General features: G+C 39.7%; 15 protein-coding genes and 1 riboswitch. Of the genes, 7 read left to right on the top strand and 8 right to left on the bottom strand.

What is annotated here, in order from left to right; genetic code table 11:
• Positions 1–30: 30 nt before the first annotated feature.
• Genes thiC through thiD form a run of 3 tightly spaced genes read right to left on the bottom strand, consistent with a single transcriptional unit; the run spans position 31 to position 3,052 of the window.
• Positions 31–1,608 (bottom strand): phosphomethylpyrimidine synthase ThiC, encoded by a 1,578-nt coding sequence (gene thiC / locus HMPREF0659_RS03975; protein ID WP_013264013.1) that lies wholly within the window; start codon positions 1,606–1,608, stop codon positions 31–33.
• Positions 1,605–2,240, bottom strand: coding sequence for a thiamine phosphate synthase (locus HMPREF0659_RS03970; protein ID WP_013264568.1), 636 nt, complete (start codon positions 2,238–2,240; stop codon positions 1,605–1,607). Before HMPREF0659_RS03970 ends, thiC begins: the two co-directional genes overlap by 4 nt.
• Positions 2,237–3,052: a bifunctional hydroxymethylpyrimidine kinase/phosphomethylpyrimidine kinase gene (gene thiD, locus HMPREF0659_RS03965; protein WP_013264572.1), complete on the bottom strand. Its 816-nt coding sequence runs from the start codon at positions 3,050–3,052 to the stop codon at positions 2,237–2,239. Before thiD ends, HMPREF0659_RS03970 begins: the two co-directional genes overlap by 4 nt.
• Before the next feature lie 92 nt (positions 3,053–3,144).
• Positions 3,145–3,243: riboswitch (TPP riboswitch) on the bottom strand.
• A 361-nt stretch (positions 3,244–3,604) separates the two neighbouring features.
• On the opposite strand from thiD, the gene HMPREF0659_RS03960 reads away from it, so the two are divergent.
• The 3 genes from HMPREF0659_RS03960 (at position 3,605) to HMPREF0659_RS03950 (ending at position 6,271) form a co-directional block, all read left to right on the top strand.
• A complete protein-coding gene (locus HMPREF0659_RS03960; protein ID WP_013263884.1) occupies positions 3,605–4,528 on the top strand; it encodes a DMT family transporter in 924 nt (307 codons plus the stop codon).
• Positions 4,509–5,390 carry a DMT family transporter gene (locus tag HMPREF0659_RS03955; protein ID WP_013264271.1) on the top strand — a complete coding sequence of 294 codons (882 nt, stop codon included), beginning with the start codon at positions 4,509–4,511 and terminating at the stop codon, positions 5,388–5,390. Before HMPREF0659_RS03960 ends, HMPREF0659_RS03955 begins: the two co-directional genes overlap by 20 nt.
• Positions 5,391–5,506: 116 nt before the next feature.
• Positions 5,507–6,271, top strand: a complete 765-nt coding sequence (locus HMPREF0659_RS03950) for an SDR family oxidoreductase (protein ID WP_013265016.1) — start codon at positions 5,507–5,509, stop codon at positions 6,269–6,271.
• A gap of 553 nt (positions 6,272–6,824) precedes the next feature.
• Here HMPREF0659_RS03950 and HMPREF0659_RS03945 read toward each other — a convergent pair.
• The 4 genes from HMPREF0659_RS03945 to HMPREF0659_RS03930 all read right to left on the bottom strand — a co-directional run bounded on the left by HMPREF0659_RS03945 (position 6,825) and on the right by HMPREF0659_RS03930 (position 12,366).
• Positions 6,825–8,120 carry an ABC transporter permease gene (locus tag HMPREF0659_RS03945; protein ID WP_013263983.1) on the bottom strand — a complete coding sequence of 432 codons (1,296 nt, stop codon included), beginning with the start codon at positions 8,118–8,120 and terminating at the stop codon, positions 6,825–6,827.
• Between the two features lie 154 nt (positions 8,121–8,274).
• Positions 8,275–9,456 carry an ABC transporter permease gene (locus HMPREF0659_RS03940; RefSeq protein WP_013264476.1) on the bottom strand — a complete coding sequence of 394 codons (1,182 nt, stop codon included), beginning with the start codon at positions 9,454–9,456 and terminating at the stop codon, positions 8,275–8,277.
• Positions 9,457–9,753: 297 nt separating this feature from the next.
• Positions 9,754–10,740 (bottom strand): HlyD family secretion protein, encoded by a 987-nt coding sequence (locus HMPREF0659_RS03935; RefSeq protein ID WP_013264712.1) that lies wholly within the window; start codon positions 10,738–10,740, stop codon positions 9,754–9,756.
• 120 nt (positions 10,741–10,860) lie between these two features.
• The gene (locus tag HMPREF0659_RS03930) at positions 10,861–12,366 is read right to left on the bottom strand and encodes a TolC family protein (protein WP_013263833.1); all 1,506 of its coding nucleotides are present in this window, start codon (positions 12,364–12,366) and stop codon (positions 10,861–10,863) included.
• Positions 12,367–12,559: 193 nt separating this feature from the next.
• Between HMPREF0659_RS03930 and HMPREF0659_RS03925 the strand changes: the two genes are divergently transcribed.
• The 4 genes from HMPREF0659_RS03925 (at position 12,560) to HMPREF0659_RS03910 (ending at position 16,574) form a co-directional block, all read left to right on the top strand.
• A complete protein-coding gene (locus HMPREF0659_RS03925) occupies positions 12,560–12,775 on the top strand; it encodes a DUF4492 domain-containing protein (RefSeq protein ID WP_004361154.1) in 216 nt (71 codons plus the stop codon).
• A gap of 79 nt (positions 12,776–12,854) precedes the next feature.
• Entirely contained in the window at positions 12,855–14,390 is a 1,536-nt protein-coding gene (locus HMPREF0659_RS03920) for a cytochrome ubiquinol oxidase subunit I (RefSeq protein WP_013264766.1), read from the top strand.
• On the top strand, positions 14,387–15,529 hold the full coding sequence (locus HMPREF0659_RS03915; protein WP_013264086.1) for a cytochrome d ubiquinol oxidase subunit II: 1,143 nt from the start codon (positions 14,387–14,389) through the stop codon (positions 15,527–15,529). Before HMPREF0659_RS03920 ends, HMPREF0659_RS03915 begins: the two co-directional genes overlap by 4 nt.
• A 493-nt stretch (positions 15,530–16,022) precedes the next feature.
• Positions 16,023–16,574: a hypothetical protein gene (locus HMPREF0659_RS03910; RefSeq protein ID WP_108235545.1), complete on the top strand. Its 552-nt coding sequence runs from the start codon at positions 16,023–16,025 to the stop codon at positions 16,572–16,574.
• Positions 16,575–16,877: 303 nt separating this feature from the next.
• Here HMPREF0659_RS03910 and HMPREF0659_RS03900 read toward each other — a convergent pair whose 3' ends face one another.
• Positions 16,878–18,746, bottom strand: a complete 1,869-nt coding sequence (locus tag HMPREF0659_RS03900) for a DNA topoisomerase 3 (protein WP_013264979.1) — start codon at positions 18,744–18,746, stop codon at positions 16,878–16,880.
• Positions 18,747–18,782: the final 36 nt, after the last annotated feature.

Below are 18,782 nucleotides of genomic sequence, written 5' to 3'. Positions count from 1 at the left end.
TATATTTACGGATAATTGTTATTTTTTTGCTTATTCCTCACAGTCCTTGAGAGAATGACTTATACGTGCAGCACAGAAATGTGGACCGCACATTGTACAATAGTTTGCATCAACAGAGTTGCTTGCTTTGTAATATTCAAGCGCACGCTCAGGGTCGAGTGCTAAGTTAAACTGGTCTTTCCAACGAAAGTCGTAACGTGCTTTACTCAATGCATTATCACGGATAGAAGCACTTGGATGTCCCTTTGCAAGGTCTGCTGCGTGGGCAGCTATCTTATAAGTGATGACACCAATACGTACATCTTCTTTCTCAGGTAGGGCAAGATGTTCCTTTGGTGTTACATAACATAGCATGGCTGTTCCATACCATCCAATGAGAGATGCACCAATAGCAGAAGTGATATGGTCGTATGCTGGTGCAATATCTGTGACAAGTGGACCTAATGTATAGAAGGGTGCACCATGGCACTTATTAATCTGTCGTTCCATATTCTCCTTGATTTTATGCATTGGAACATGACCAGGACCTTCAATAAAGACCTGTACATTCTTATCCCATGCACGCTCAACTAATTCGCCCATCGTGTCAAGTTCAGCAAATTGAGCCGCATCATTCGCATCGTGCGTACAACCAGGACGTAGTCCGTCTCCCAACGATATAGCAACATCATACCTTGCACAGATATCACATATATCATCAAAATGTTCATAGAGGAAACTCTCTTTCTGATGTTCCTTACACCATTTAGAGATAATACTACCGCCACGACTTACGATACCTGTCAATCGATTGTCAGCAAGATGTATATTCTTTAATCGTATGCCACAATGAATTGTAAAGTAATCCACTCCTTGTTCGCACTGTTCAATTAAGGTATCACGGAAGATTTCCCAGTTAAGAGCTTCAATTTTCCCATTAACTTTCTCAAAAGCTTGATACATAGGTACAGTCCCAACTGGTACAGGACAGTTACGAAGAATTCGTTCTCGTGTCTCATGAATATCCTTACCTGTAGATAAATCCATTAATGTATCGCAACCCCATTTACAACTCCAAACAGCCTTTTCAATCTCTTGTTCGATATCAGAAGATGTGGAGGAATTGCCGATATTGGCGTTTATCTTCACAAGAAAGTTCGTCCCGATAATCATCGGTTCAGATTCTGGATGCTTTTTGTTAGCAGGTATTACAGCCCTCCCTTCGGCAATTTCCTTGCATACAAACGCTGGAGTGATACGCGTGTCGATACCCAATTCCTCACAATTCATATTCTCTCTGATGGCAACATATTCCATCTCTTCAGTTATTATACCCTGTTTGGCGAAATACATTTGGGTCTCTCTTTCCTTACGTTTTATGACCCAAGGCTGTCGAAGTTTAGGCAGTCCGCACTCTAAGTTGATATCAATATTAGGATCACTGTAAGCACCACTGGTATCATATATATACACAGGAGCATTGTTTTCCTCACATCTTTCTCCTTTCTTGATAGTAACAGTAGGTGTAAGATGTACTTTACGCATTCCCACTTTGAGTTCAGGATAGAGTTTTCCACTTAGGTAAACCTTCTCAGAGGAAGGATAACTAAACTTGAATTCTGCTTTCATTTATTGTTTGATTTAAGTTCATTAATAAATCTTTTCATGGTGGTAACTGGGTCATAACCATTGTTAGCATTAAGGATAGCACCACTAACAGCTACACCACTTACCCCTGTCTGCATTATATCCGATACATCTTGTAGAAGTATACCACCAATGGCAATAACAGGAATATTAATCCCGTAAGCAGTCATTTGCTCAATGATACGGCTATACCCATCTAACCCTAAGATAGGAGATAGCTTTTTCTTGGTCGTAGTAAAACGGAAAGGACCACAACCAATGTAGTCTGCTCCAGCAGAATAAATACGTTTGATATCCTCAAAAGTATTTGCTGTACCACCAATGATTTTATCCTTTCCAATAAGGCGACGTGCTTTATCGATAGGCATATCGTTCTTACCAAGATGCACACCATCAGCACCTGTCCTTTCTACCAGTTCTACATAGTCATCAAGAATAAGGACTGCATCGTATTGTCTGCATAGTTTTCTCGTACTTTTAGCAGTCTTCAGAACCTCCTCTTCTGAAGCATCTTTCATTCGAAGTTGAATCCATCGGCATCCTCCTTCGAGTGCCATTCGAACGCCATCTATGTAATCATAGCGTTCATTGGTATGTGTAATAAATTGTATCATAAAGTTATTAGTTTCTTAGGATTAAACAAATGGTTGACAGGCCCGTGTCCTTCGCCTATATGAATATCCTTACCAGCTTCCAATGCTTGAGAAAGATAGTTCTTTGCAGCAGCTATAGCATCAGCTAAATCCAGTCTACGTGCTATAAAGGAAGTGATAGCAGAGGATAGAGTACAACCTGTTCCATGAGTGTTTCGGGTGTCTATTGTTTTATGGGTGAAAGTTTGTACACCTTCATTAGTCGTATAAAGTCGATCTACCTTTCTATCTCCTTTCGCATGTCCTCCTTTTATCAGAACAGCTTTACACCCCAAACTCAAGATTCTTTGTGCTGCTATATCCATGTCATCAATAGTATATATTTTCATATTTGACAATATCTCAGCCTCAGGAAGATTAGGAGTCAGTAGGGTAGACATAGGAAGCAAAGAATGACAAAATAGTTCTAAAGTATCTTGTTTCATAAGTCTAAAGCCACTCGTAGATATCATAATCGGATCAATCACTATCGGAATGTTCGGATAAAACTTCAACGTATCAGCTATGGCGTGTATAGTAGCACAATCATTTACCATCCCAATCTTTACAGCATCAGGTTTTATATCGTCCATAACCGCCTTAATCTGATCTGCAACGATAAGAGGATTCATGCCATAAACAGCCTGTACACCTTTCGTATTTTGCACAGTAATAGATGTAATAACAGCTGCAGCATAGACACCCAAGGCTGACATAGTCTTTATGTCTGCTTGTATTCCAGCTCCACCGCTACAGTCAGAGCCTGCAATTGTCAATGCACAAATATATCTCATGCACCATATCGGTTTGTAGAGGTACGTCTATTGCAGTTTTTCAAAAGATGATACGAGATAGAAAACAGTCTCATTAATGACAAACAAAGTGTAAGTATAGAATGAGACAATCCCTGCGGCTGCATTATCAGCGTCAGGTTCTATGGGTATAATCTCAGCAACACAACCGTGAAGCACCCCTTGTTTCTTAATTTATTTATCGGTTGACAAAAGTAAATGTTATTACTTAAATAGGAAATAGTTACCTAAGATTTAACTTATATTTAACGTTTAGTGCGCCATATTATATGGTTCTCTCCCCAATTAAAAGACTATGTTTGCCAAGGAGTTGATGCTCCGCACATGTGGTGCTAATGGTAAGCACCAATGGTGTTGGGGGCTAAATGCCTTGCAATAGTTAGCCAAAGTAAAAGCTATTTATTGTTGCCATACCTCATGGTATAGTCATTATTCCCTATTCTTGACCTTTTTATAGAAGCTTTCGGTACATATATTGCAGAAAAATATGTAAATTTGCACTTATATTAGCGTTAATCAACACACATATAAATCGTGAATAATTCTTCCACTATAAAGGGTTATGGCTATGCCAGCCTTTCTGCAATTACGTTCGGTACTATCCCGCTTTTCTCCATTCCTGTAATGGAATCGGGAATGTTATTGCCGTCAGTTTTAATCTATCGTTTCGCCTTCGGTTGTCTTTTTATGATGGTGATCCTCTTATGGCGTAAGCAAAATCTACATATACGATGGGGAGATGGACTCCGTATCACATTCCTTTCGATTCTGTATGCTGTGTCGGCTGTATGTCTTTTCAGTAGTTACGAATATATGCCTGGTGGTATAGCTACCACCCTGCTATTCTCTTATCCGGTATGGACGGAGATTCTTCTCATTCTTTTCTTTAATGAAAAACTTACAATTCGCATATCCTTAGCTATTTTACTTGCTATTGCCGGTGTGGCTTTTCTTGGTGGAATAGGGCATACAGACGGTATTAAGTCGATGTGGGGTGTTACACTTGCCATGTCTTCAGGACTGCTGTATGCTATCTATATGGTACTTTTCCCTCATATGCGTATTCGTAAGTTGCCGGCGTTGAAGGTTAATTTCTACATCTTTTTTATGGCAATGTTGCTACTCATTCTTTATGCAACATTTACGACAGGAGGTGTACAACGAATTACGAATGCAGACTCTTTCCTTTCATTGATACTACTGGGTTTGATTCCAACCACTATCAGTAACGTTACATTGGTTCGTTCACTCACCTTGATTGATTCTGCCAGTGTTGCTATCTTAGGAGCCTTTGAGCCACTCACTGCAATGACTATTGGTATCACACTCATGGGCGAACCACTCACAACATCTATTATTATTGGTTGTGTACTTATCATTACTTCCGTAATAATTCTTATCACAAAGGGTAAAACCTTACCTAATCCTCTTAGGAAATATGCCGAACATCAAGAATAAAAACATACTATGGCATCTTCTTGCCATTGCTATTGTCGCCGTATGGGGCACTACCTTTGTAAACACAAAGGTGCTTTATAACAGTGGGTTAACACCGTTGGAAATCTTTTTCCTACGCTTTGTTATTGCCTATATTTGTATATGGTTTATCTCGCCACGTCAGCTTTTTTCTCATACATGGCGTGATGAATTAATTATGGTTTTATTAGGTATAACGGGAGGTTCAGTGTTCTTCCTTGCAGAAAACTATGCAGTAGGACTTACTTATGTCAATAACGTTAGTTTCATTGTTTGTACTGCACCACTGCTTACAGTACTACTTGGTATTACCTTTGTGAAGAGTATTAAAGCAAGTTGGTCATTGATTCTCGGTTCGTTGATAGCCTTGATGGGTGTTGCTATCGTTATCTTCAATGGTAGTTTTGTCCTACATCTGAATCCTTTGGGCGACCTCCTCACGTTATTGGCATCACTATGTTGGGCTGTTTATTCCTTACTAATGAAGAAGATATCAAACAGTTATTCGGCTGTTTTTATAACACGTAAGATATTCTTCTACGGACTTGTAACGGTATTGCCAGCCTTTCTTTTTGACCCATGGACGGCAACTACCTCCATGCTCCTCACACCGAAAGTTATCTTAAACCTATTGTTCCTTGGTCTTGTAGCGTCTTTCCTTTGCTTTGTTCTGTGGACATTAGTCATTGCGAAGATTGGTGCCATGACATCATCGAACTATCTATATCTAAACCCTATCACCACAGTAGCAACCAGTGCTATCTTCCTCAACGAGCCAATGACAGCCATAGCCTATGTCGGGAGTGCGTTGATATTAATAGGTGTGGCGGTGTCGAATAAATAATAGTAGTGCTTTATAGATACTAACCATTACATAAGAAACTGGTAAGGGAAGCAAGTTCTCCTTTCTATTAGTTTGTCTTAAACTATATTGTCTTTCAATAATAACTTAGTCATAATATGAGAAAAATAGTATTGATTACTGGTGCTACCAGTGGAATTGGCGAAGCCTGTGCACGTAAGTTTGCGCAAGGAGGTTATGATGTTATCATTACTGGGCGTAGAGCACAACTTCTTGCTAACCTAAAGAAAGAACTCGAAGCAGAAGGAGTGAGAGTGTTAGCACTTGCTTTTGACGTACGTAATCGTAATGCGGCAACTGCAGCTATCAACAGCCTACCACTTGAATGGCAGCAGATTGATGTCTTAATTAACAATGCTGGTTTGGCTCTTGGCTTAGAACCTGAATATGAAGGTAGCTTTGAAGATTGGGAAACGATGATTGATACCAATATCAAAGGACTCTTAACCATGACACGCCTTGTTGTTCCAAGAATGGTAAAACGTGATAGTGGACATGTTATTAATATCGGTTCTGTGGCAGGCGATGCAGCCTATGCAGGCGGTAATGTCTATTGTGGTACAAAGGCAGCAGTAAAGACTATTACCGACGGACTCCGTATCGACCTTGCACATACCTCTGTACGTGTGACGAATGTAAAGCCTGGATTGGTAGAAACCCACTTCTCTAACGTACGTTTTCATGGCAATGATGCTCGTGCTGAAAAAGTATATGAAGGTGTTAAGCCACTCACTGGTGCCGATATAGCTGAGGTTGTGTTCTATGCTGCTTCTGCTCCTGCGCATGTTCAGATTGCCGAAGTGCTTGTTCTTGCTACGCATCAGGCAAACGGAAGTGTGCTACATAGAGACACATCAAAGTAAGTCTTTCTTTTCCACCTTGCATAAGGGTAGCATTTAACACAAAGAAGAGAGGACACTTCTACTTTTAAGAGTGATATAAGAAGATATATTAGTTATGGGAATACAAGTTTATAGTTTATTATAGATGTATCTAATAGACGTATAAACTTATATTCCCATTTGTCTTATTCAATTCAAATTGGGGCTATAAACACTTACTTTTTAGAATAGATAGTATTTGAATTTATTTTACATTAATCCTTAATCTCTTTATAGAAATCAGGTAAAAAAGTACTATTTTATTTGCCTTTGTAACTGTCTTGCTATTAAGATGTTACAAGATTGCATGAGAAAAGGTGCTTAATTGGCCTTCAAAAGGGCGTTAGTAAGACTTCAAAAGGGCACCTTTTGCAAGTCAAAAGGGCGTCTTTTCAAAGCCAATTAAGCCTTGATAAGAATAGTGATGGTGAAAAATATTTACAAAGTAGATTATTCTTTCTGCTGTAAAGGGTTCTACTTCTCTATTATATCAATAAAGAGCATTGTATGCTAAAACCTTTTCTTAGAATGTTTATTATTCCTTAGACTTCTTCTCACGAGCAGTCTTAATCCTATCTTGAATCATCTGATAGTGTGAGATAGCATGTTTACGAGCATTGATAATCTGGAACCTATAGACAAAGCAGGTTGTAACAAAATATACGGCTGCTTGTATCCATAACGCACGAACTTCTGGCAATACATCATCAATGGTAGCACCCATAGAGGCTATTCGTAAATATCCACGAACGCCAAAGGTGGAAGGAATAAGCCAACTGACACCCTGCCAGCCACCAGGAATACTACTCTGTGGCCATGATGCACCCGTAAGGAAAAGGAAAGGGATAGAGGTAAAGACCACTAAAAGCATCACATTCTCACGATAACGCACAAGACACGAGATAGTCATACCGAAGAAGATAACCGCTAACAAATATGGCAACAGAAGCCAAAAGAGGTCAGCAGGACGGGCAAGCATCGTGAAGTTAAACAAATGGGGTACAACCATTGTTACGTATGCTGCCATAACACAATAAATCATGAAATAGCAAGAGGATTTGCCCAGTACTATCTTCATAATTCCATTGTAGTGTTTACCGATAGGGACAAGATCTTGGAAACGGTTGTTTTCACGTGCTGTACCTGCTGATAAGCCAATTCCGAGAAGTAATGTTTGCTGTAGAATAAGAATCAACACACCAGGAAGAATAGCATTACCATAACCTCCCGTTGTGTTAAAGATAGGCTCTGCATCTACTATCATTGGTTCGGTGCTAACCTCTTCATCTCTTTCTGTAAACGATAAGGTATGTTCTTTCTTTATGTCAGTACCTATTTCCATTGATACTGCCAATGCAGTCTGATAGATAGCCTTATAAGTAAGCATCAGACTCATATCACAATACACGCCCACATGAGCCTTTTCACCACGGTGCAAAGTGCGATCAAAGTCACTTGGAAAGTAGAGTACACCATGTACAGCCTGTTTTCCTACCAATGCTTCAGCCTCTTGCAGATTATTACAATAGTAGGCAGCACGTACATCAGGTGACGCATCAAAGTCTTGAATAAACTCACGTGAAGATGAAGAGTGAGATAAATCGACAATAGCGACAGGAACTTCACGCACCACCTCATTATTATATATCCATGAGTAAAGCAGTGGGTAAGCCAAAGGTACAACAAGAAAGAATATTAATACTCCTTCGTCTTTAATCGTACTCTTCGTCTCCAACCACCATATATAACAAAGAGAAGACAGAAAACTCAGTGGTCCTGAGCTTGCTTTCTTTTTGTTAATAGACTTCGTTGTATTCTTTGTTTCTGACATAATTGACCGTTTGTTAACCCTCTTCTTTGAGAGATTATTTAATCAGAGATGAGTAATACACATAAATATAACTCTTTATGGAACTTTTCCTTTGATAAAATTCTGCACATAAACTCATCCTTTATGACCGTTAGTGGCTGACACTTGCATATCTTTAAGGTATATACACATATTCAACCATTGCTCGTTTAATATTTCTAATCACAAGGATTGGCAGTGAGGCAAAAGCTACCAGTGCTATGACATTCACCCACGCATTTATCAAAGGATACCCATTAAAGATACAGATTTGATAAATCATATAGTAATGGCGCAATGGTATAATCTGTGCCAAGGCTTCAATCATACCGTCCATAGCAAATAGTGGGAAGGTTGCACCACAGGCAGAGAAGCCTACCACAGCCCAAAGAGAACATATACTCATAGACATTCGCAGAGAAGGCATCAATCCAAAGACAAAAACACCGAATCCCTGAGATGACAGTACAGTAAGTATGGCAAGGAAGATAATCATGCCCAGCCCACCGGGGTGTGGAAAGTTTAGATAACCATAGACATACCATTCATATCCTAAAAATATGGATAAGAAGATGAGTGTCTGTGGTAATAGTTTACCTGTAAGTGCTAAAAAAATATTATTTCCAGCCATAGACATCCACTCATTAGCTCTACCAAACTTTAGTTCTGTACCGATAGAATAGGCGGTAATAAGAAACATGAATAGCACCAGAATACCAGGAATCATAATACTACTTAAATAAACATTATAGTTCATCCAAGGATTACCAACCATGTGTACGTCGAGACCTATTGGCTGAATGATTGTTTTAATCTCATCAGGCGTCTTTCCAAGCATCTGCAACTTAGCTGCACCAACAGCTGCAGAACTAAGAGTAGTTACAGTCTTGAGGTCTTTGAAAATCATACCTCCCGCAACGAGTGTCACATTACTATAATAGAAAGATACCTCTGGCTGCCGCTGGGAAACAAGCTTAGCCGTTGTTCCTTCTGGGATATAGAGGAAACCATATATCTCATTGCGCTGTATGGCTTTACGTGCTTCAGATACATTGTTGTAATGCCCTGCGACACGAGTACTTTGAAAACCATCCAACTGACGAATCATAGCACGTGTAACAGAAGTGTTATCATTGTCGACAACACCACAAGGGAGTTTTTCTGGCTGCCCAGTACTCATCAGAGATGTAAAGAAAAAGATGATAACAAGAGGAAAAACCACCATACAACAGATGTAGATGGGGTTATGTATCATCAATCCAACTTCACGAGCAGAGAGATTAACAATCCTTCTTATGTATAAGAGTAACTTCTTCATTATGATTAAAAAGCCTCCTCAACTCCCTATATAAAAGGATATTATGTGAGGAAAACTGCCTTTAAATGTCTTTGTTAGATGGTCTTTAAATAATGATTTTTTAATAGCTTATTAGTAAAGCAAGCCCCTCTGTCTTTAGTATTAATCCTTAGCACCATTGGGGTTAGCCATCAGCACCACATGTGTTTACCATCAGCACATCTATAGAAGGTGCTAAGAGAGTTTTGCTTTTGCCATTATTAGAGAACTAACATCCCGTTAGGCAACTCCCCTCCTTTGGAGGGGCTGAGGGAGGTCCTACTTCTTTAGTATCAACGACATACCAGGCTTTAAACCTTCAACCTTCTTTGTTGGTTTTGCCTTAACTTGGAATGTCTTTAGATCATACTGTCCATTGGTCTTAGTAGCCTTCCACACAGCATAAGAACCTTTATCCTTTAAGGAGGTTACACGCAGTTCAATATTCTTATCAAGAGCAGGAACAAAGGCTTTTAGAACTGTACCAACCTTCATGTCCTTGAGTTGATCCTCACGAACATTAAAGGTTCCCCATATATCATCAACCATTGAGATACTCATAATAGGACTACCTAAGCCGACAAGTTCACCTACCTTTGGATAGATTGTTTCAACCTCTCCGTCTGCTGTTGCACGCTGTACGGTTTCTTTCAAGACTGATCGAACAACATCAACTGCAGAACGAGCAGCCTGCGCTTGCTTTCTTGCAGCCTCTTTTGTCTCACGTTGTGCACCATTTTTAGCAAGTTCCCACTGCGATTTAGCAACTTGTACACCAGCCTTTGTTGCTTCGTATGCTGCCATAGCCTCATCACGTTTCTGTGCACTCATCACTCCTTCGTCGTACAATCGTTGCATACGACCGTAGGTCTTTTCGGCAATATCATTTGCTGCAATAGCCTGCTGATAAATTTGATAAGCACTTTCTACAGTCTCACGACGTGTAGGACCTTCTGCCAAAGCACTCAAAGCATCTGTTGCACCAGCCGCAGCTTCAGCCACTTTCTCTTGTGTACTTGCTTCAGGGATAGCCAATGTAGCAAGGACGTCTCCCTTGTGAACAAAGTCGCCTTCTTTTACTTTAATGTCTGTGATACGGCCTGGGAACTTACAAGCTACACGATATTCACTTACTTCTACTTCTCCTTGTATGGTTTCTTCTGTGCGGTCAATGGTGAAATAACCAATAACGGCCACGATAACTACTACAGAAACAAAGCCTATTACGGCTAAAAGTATGTTATTATGTTGTGATTTTGCTGACATATTTTTGAAGTTTGATTTTTATGTATTAAGTATTTTATTCTTGCAATATGAACCTTTAAGATATGAGTTTGTGACTTTCTAATACTCCATGAAATGCAAGTCTCAAAGTTCAAACTTGTATTATAAACCGCCAAGAGCCTTTTGTAATCCTGTTTGTGCTAACTTTACGCTGATTTCTGCATCAATGATTGCCATGCGTGAAGTCTGCCAAGCAGTCTGAGCAGCCATAACTTCTGTAACCGTCATAACACCCTCTTTGAAGCCTACGTTGGCACAACGAAGGTTCTCTTCTGCAGCAGCCATATTCTTCTGAGAGGTAGCAAGTTGCTTGTTTGCATCTTTAAGACGGAGTCTGTTCTGCTCTATCTCCAAGTCAATCTTCTTACGTACGTCATCCATTTCTAACTGTGCTATAGTCGTAGCGGTCTTACTTGCGCGTATCTTATATTTGTTTTCTCCCCAATTCCATACTGGTACTTGAACTGTTATTCCAATGTTCCATAAGTCCGTAAAACGTTTCTGAAAACCATTAAAGAGATTCGGATTTGATACGGAATAGCCAGCAGTAAGAAGTACATGAGGCATATAAAGTGAACGAATAAGTTTGGTATTCTGTATGCTCAAATCAACAGCATTCTGTAAGAGACGTAGCTCTGGGCGAGCTTCGTTAAGCCCTGTTGTATCTGAAGAAGAGACTGTATAGTTGTCAAACTGCGTTGATGGAGTAGGAGGGAGGTCGGCATCACCTTCATCAGACAGAGGTATATCACCATTCAAATCAAGACCACAAAGTTCGCACAATGCCATCTTTGCCAATGAAACACCACTTTGAATACGAGCAATTTGCATGTCAGCTGTATTAACAGCTACCTCAACCTTCAATCCATCAGCTCGAGTAGCTACACCCTCGCGTATCATCTTCTTAACATCCTCATTGAGCTTTTGAGCTAAATCACGATAGCGAATTGCTAACGCTTCTTTCTTCTTTAAGGAGATAGCAAGCCAATACGCATTATCAACTCCATAGAGGACTAACTGTCGTTTAAGGCTGATATTGTTTTGTGCAATCTGCTCACCAATAGCTGCCATATCGTTAGCTGCTTTGATAGCACCTCCCATATAAATAGGTTGATTGACAACAATACCACCGGCATAGACGTTCTTTGTGTTTGAACGGAATGCGTCATTGATACTTTGTCCAATATTGTTTCCTACCTGAGTGAGTGGTGTCGCAACATTGCTAAAGAGCTGACCAAGTTGCTGAGCTATCTGTGGACTGAGGATACCTTGTTGTGCTAACGAGGTCAAGTTCTGTCCGATCTGACCACCTAACTGCCCAAAAGTATTTGTTCCAAGATTGCTAAATGCATTCTTCTGATCATCGCTGAGAAGTGAAATCTCTTGTGAAAAGTGTTGATAACCAGCAAGTGCATCAACACGTGGCAGATACTTTGTCTTAGCTGCCTTACGTGTGTTTTCTGCCACATCTACTGTCATACGCGAAACCTTTAGCTGACGATTGTTTTGTAAAGCCAGCTCACGACACTTCTGCAGAGAGTACACCTCCTGTGCATGAATGCCCAAGGTGACACCCAATAACATTGCTATGGTGAATAACTTTTTCATTATTTAATTCTTCTAAAATATCTTTATGCAAAAATAGTCTTTTTCTATTGATTAACAAGGAAAAGGAAAGTGATAATCATTAAAATACAAAAATATGCCTATTTTTAGGGAAATATAGAATAACTTTGAAAATAAATGTTTAACTTTGCAGGATAGGTTTGTATAAAATACAAGTACGAAAACATTTCATACAGTGAACAAAAACAATTTCTTTTATCGTGCGTTTGACCTCTATTATGATGGGTTTCGGCACATGACATTGGGTAAAACACTTTGGACAGTGATAATAGTTAAGTTGGCTATTATGTTCCTTGTGTTAAAAATTTTCTTCTTTCCAAACTTTCTAAAAGCGAATGCAGAAAAAGGAAAAGAGGGTGAATTCATTGAGCAACAACTGATGAAAAGATAACGAACTTCAGTTATTATCATCATTTATTACCGATAGCAATATATTCAATTCATAACATTTTAATAAATAACAACAAACAATGGAAAACCTACTTTTAGCCATTGATCCAGGAACTGTTGACTGGTCACGTGCACAGTTTGCACTGACAGCCATCTATCACTGGCTTTTCGTTCCCTTGACACTGGGCTTAGCTGTCGTAATGGGAATCATGGAGACTTGTTATTATCGCACCCGAAAGGAGTTCTGGCGTACTGCAACTCGCTTCTGGCAGCGATTGTTTGGTATTAACTTTGCCATGGGTGTTGCTACTGGTATCATCCTTGAGTTCGAGTTTGGAACTAACTGGAGCAATTATTCTTGGTTCGTTGGTGACATCTTTGGTGCACCACTTGCCATCGAAGGAATCTTGGCTTTCTTTATGGAGTCAACATTTGTTGCAGTGATGTTCTTCGGTTGGAACAAGGTTTCAGCGGGCTTCCACCTTGCATCAACATGGCTCACTGGATTGGGAGCAACGCTCTCAGCATGGTGGATTCTCGTGGCTAATGCGTGGATGCAGTATCCTATCGGTTGTACATTCAACCCTGATACGATGCGTAATGAGATGACCTCATTCCTCGATGTTGCACTGAGTCCATTTGCAATTGACAAGTTCACACATACCATTACTTCTTCTTGGATATTGGGCGCAGCATTCACAGTTGGTGTAAGTTGCTGGTATCTGCTTCGTAAGCGTCACATAGAGCTTGCAAAGGAGAGTATTAAGGTAGGTGCAGCTGTTGGTCTTGTAGCTTCTCTTTTAGCAGGTTCTACAGGTCATAACTCTGCTTATATGGTAGCGCAATCACAGCCAATGAAGCTTGCAGCTATGGAAGCTCTCTATGAAGGAGGTACTGATCAGAGTTTGACAGCAGTTGCTTGGGTGAACCCATTTGAGCAGCCTGATTACATGAACCAGTCTGAACCTCCTATGCGAATAGCTGTACCTAACATGCTTTCTATCCTTGCAACAAAGGATGCTCATGGTTATGTTCCTGGTGTAAAGGATATTATCCGTGGTTATAAGAAGGCTGACGGCACAATGGAACCATCGTTGAAGGAGAAGCAGGAACGTGGTCGTAATGCCATCCAAGCACTTAAAGACTATCGTGCAGGAAAGGACAAAGAGTCTAATCTCAAAGTTCTTGAAAAGGATATGAAGTACTTTGGCTATGGATATATTAAGGATGCTAAGCAGGTTGTACCATTCATTCCTGTTAACTTCTGGTCATTCCGCATTATGGTAGGCCTTGGATGTTTCTTCATCCTTATCTTTGCAGTGATATTGTTTATTGTTTACAAGAAAGATATTACTCGTCCACGCTGGTTACAGAGAGTAGGTATTGCACTCATTCCATTAGCTTTTATTGCAAGTGAGTGTGGATGGCTTGTTGCCGAATTTGGCCGCCAGCCATGGACAATCCAGGATATGCTTCCAACATGGGCAGCAGTGAGCGACCTCTCAAGTGGTGGTATCGCATTCACCTTCTTCCTCTTCCTTGTTCTCTTTACTGCAATGTTGACAGTTGAAGTTAGTATTATGTGTAAGCAAATTAAGAAAGGACCAGAACTATGACATACGATTTTCTACAACACTACTGGTGGTTCATCGTCTCACTTTTAGGCGCGCTACTTGTCTTCCTGCTGTTCGTGCAGGGTGCAAACTCAATGATTTTCCAATTGGGTAAGACAGAAGAAGAGCGCCGTATGCTCATTAATTCAACAGGTCGTAAGTGGGAGTTCACCTTTACAACACTCGTAACATTCGGTGGAGCATTCTTTGCTTCTTTCCCATTGTTCTATAGTACCAGTTTTGGTGGTGCTTATTGGGTGTGGGTATTGATTCTCTTCACATTTATCATTCAGGCTATTAGCTATGAATTCCAGAATAAGGCAGGTAACCTCTTTGGTGTTCGTACCTTCCAGACGGGATTGATTATTAATGGTATTCTTGGTCCATTGCTCTTAGGTGGAGCTGTTGCAACCTTCTTTACAGGTTCTAACTTCATCGTAGAAAAAGGTAACATTACTGACTTCATGCAGCCTGTTATCTCTCATTGGGCAAATGGTTCACGTGGACTCGACGTACTGCTCAATCCTTGGGTAGTTATCTTTGGTATTTCAGTAGTATTCCTTGCACGTATCCTCGGTACACTCTATATTAATAATAATGTGAACGATGATATTATCCGTGGACGTGTTCGCAAGCAGTTGCTCGTTAACACAGTTCTTTTCTTACTGTTCTTCTTGCCTTTCCTTATTGTAACATTGGTAGGTGAGGGCTACGCAGTAAATGAAGCTGGCGTTATCGTTATGGAGCCAATGAAGTATCTGAACAACTTATTAGCAATGTGGCCATTGGCTATCATTCTGCTTGTAGGTGTTGTTCTCTTGCTTTTCGGAATTGTTAAGACAGTTCTTAAGCCAGAGTATGTACGTGGTATTTGGCCTGCAGGTATTGGTGTCGTATTGGTTGTTTTGGTTCTCTTCCTCATTGCAGGATGGAACAACACAGCTTACTATCCATCAACAGCCGAGCTACAGAGCTCATTGACGCTTCAGAACAGTTCTTCAAGTGAGTTCACATTGAAGGCTATGTTCTATGTTAGCTTCCTTGTTCCATTCGTTTTGGCATACATTGTTTATGCTTGGCGTGCAATCGACAAGAAGGCTATTGATCGTAAGGAAATTGCTGAGGACGACCACGCTTACTAAGTTTTAGTCTTCCTTTTCTATACAGATAAAAGCCTATGGGGGTGAGAGAAGTTTCTATTTATGAGCTTCTCTCACCCCTTTCTTCTTATAGAAAGAAGTACTAAACTTGATTTTAAATCAGTTTGTTTATTAGACAACAACACTCACTTATTCATAAAAAAAAAGATAATTTTGTGATTGAAATATATTTACAAACATCTCTATAAAAGGCACTTTTGAACTCAAGAAATGACCATCAAAAAGCATAGTTGCAACTATCAGTTAATCAATAGATTACAAAGTCAGAAAACAAAAGGTGCTTAATTAGCTTCTAACTAACGCCCTTTAAGGCTTCAATTAAGCCTTAGTTAGAGGTCAATTAAGCCTCAATTGAACCCTTATTGGGCGTCTTTTATTTTGTGTGTTTAGAATTATCTTTACAAAACAGCAGCTTTGTATCGTATCAACCAAAATGGAATTAAAAAAATAAAGTTCAAATTCCGATTTATAGAATATGTTTTATATCTTTGCAGAAAATATGCTGCACTCGGCAAAGTGGAAGCAAGCTTCCTTTGCTCTCGTTTGCGTTATTTTTGCAGAAAATAGTTGTATGAATTTGAAGATAAAGATATTAGTTTTATTGATTACTCTATTTCTCTTTGGTGGTTGTTCTTCAGAAGTAAACTATAGTAGTAAAATAATAAACTACGATTTTAATCAATTAGATGGTGTCTTAATCTATAATAGAGATATTGACGTGACCATTTTTGAGCTATTTAGGGAAAAGGGGAGCGGTCTTGTGTTTGTAGATAACCAGTTGATAATAACTAAAAAGCCAAAGAACTATCCCTTACAGGATAACGAGATAATTAAGTTTCTCAAGGCTTATAAGAAATTAAACCTATCGTATTGTTGCATAGATAATGGGAAGATAATAAGAGTGATTTCTAATGGCATTGACTATATAAAAATAAATAAAGACTATAATGACAAAAGATACCTTTTCGACTCGCATAAGCAAGAGTATGAATATATAGGCAATGATTGGTATGTAAAGAAGATGTAAATACCATAGACAAAAGAAAAATGAAACAGAGATTATTATTTTATACGGTATGGATTGCCATTTTCCTATGCATATCGATTTTGATTCTTTTCATAACTGCCATAACACAAGGCTATTTTCCATATCTAAATTTGCTGATATACGTACCAATGATTATACTTTCGTCTGTCTCATTTGCAGTCATCTTTGAAGACAAATGGTGGGTAAGTCTAATTGAAGGTATGGTCACAAGTCTGCCAGCTCTTTACCTATTCTCTTTTATTTAAATACCTTTAATTGTAGAAAAGTAAAAGAATATTCTTTCTACTTCTCTTTATCACCCTCTACTTCACCAATTTTTCGTGTAGAATTGTCAGCTAACACGTCGTTGACTATGTTCGTAAGTTGCTCTTTCAATTCGTTAATAAATTGAGAAGCATCATACTTTTTAGCTTCGATATCACGAAGTTTCTTCTCCCAGATACCCGTCAATTCGGCTGATGTAAGAAGTTTCTCGTGAATAGTATCAATCAGTGCAATACCTGTCTCAGTTGCTTCTATATTCTTTCTTTTACGACGAATATAATGGCGTTTAAAGAGCGTTTCAATAATTCCTGCACGTGATGAAGGGCGTCCGATACCATTCTCCTTCATAGCAGCACGCAGGGTTTCGTCCTCAACAAACTTACCAGCTGTTTCCATTGCACGAAGCAAAGAGGCCTCAGTGTAATGTTTTGGAGGGGTTGTTTGTTTTTCGGTAAGGGTAGGGGTGTGCGGTCCTGATTCCCCTTTCTTAAAGGTAGGAAGTAGAGGAGAGGTTGTATTGGTTCCTTCTTGGCTGTCATCTGATGGAGTAGAGGAGGAACCTGTAGGGGTATCAGTGCAAACTCTCCAACCCAAATCCAATATTTCTTTGCCAGAAACCTTAAACTCTATCTCGTCCACCTTGCCCAATACTGTTGTCGTAGAGAATTTACAATCGGGATAGAAAGCTGCGATAAAACGACGCGCAATGAGGTCGTACACCTTTTGTTCAGCATCTGTCAGTCCTTGTGGTAGTACACCAGTTGGAATAATGGCATGGTGATCGGTCACCTTTGAGGAATCAAAGACACGTTTTGTCTTAGGCAATGGCTTACCACCCAACGTCTTCACGATATCGGCATAAGGTTTTTTACCCGCAAATGTAGTCTGAAAGAGTCCGTTCATTATCTGCGGACACTTTGGATAAATATCATCAGAGAGGAACTGTGTGTCAACACGTGGATAAGTTGTAAGTTTACGTTCGTAGAGAGTTTGAATCGTATTGAGCGTCATCTCAGCAGAGAATCCAAACTTACGATTACAATCTACCTGCAGAGAGGTGAGATCATAAAGTTGTTTTGGCTGTTCTGCCCCTTTCTTTTTTGCTACACTTGTAATTGTAAAAGGCTTTCCTTCAATCGTTGAGAAGGCTTTTTCGCCTTCTTCTTTAGAGGTGAATTTACCCTTTGTTGCCGTAAACTGCGTTTCACGATAAACTGTAGCTAATACCCAATAAGGCTCTGGCTTAAAGTTATCTATCTCTTTTTGTCGCTGTACGATGAGTGCCAAGGTTGGTGTCTGTACTCGACCAATTGACAGAACCTGACCTCTGCCATAACTATTGTTGCCATACTTTAATGTATAAAGGCGTGTAGCATTCATTCCTAACAGCCAGTCACCAATCGCACGAGACAATCCTGCGAGGTAAAGTGGCTGATACTGCTCTTGTTCCTTTAAGTTGGCAAACCCCTCACGAATAGCTTCATCCGTCATCGAAGATATCCAAAGGCGCTTCACAGGACACTTTACACCTGCTTTTAGCATTACCCACCGCTGAATTAATTCACCTTCCTGACCAGCGTCACCACAGTTGATAATCATCTCTGCCGATTGGTAAAGCTGCTCAATAACAGCAAACTGCTTCTTGATACCTTCGTCCTCAATGAGCTTAATACCAAAGCGTGGAGGTATCATTGGCAATGCAGCGAGACTCCAATATTTCCAGTTCGTAAAATAATCATTAGGTTCCTTCAACTCACAAAGGTGACCGAAGGTCCATGTTACTTGGTAATTATTGCCCTCCATATAGCCGTTACAAGCCTTGTTGGCACCAAGGATTCGAGCTATATCTTTAGCAACACTGGGTTTCTCTGCAATGCAAACTATCATACAATTTCTTCTTAGTTTTAAGCCATTTTACCTTTG

This window comes from Prevotella melaninogenica ATCC 25845, from assembly GCF_000144405.1.
GTDB classification, from domain to species: Bacteria; Bacteroidota; Bacteroidia; order Bacteroidales; family Bacteroidaceae; genus Prevotella; species Prevotella melaninogenica.
This window is presented reverse-complemented; position numbering and strand designations above follow the sequence as displayed.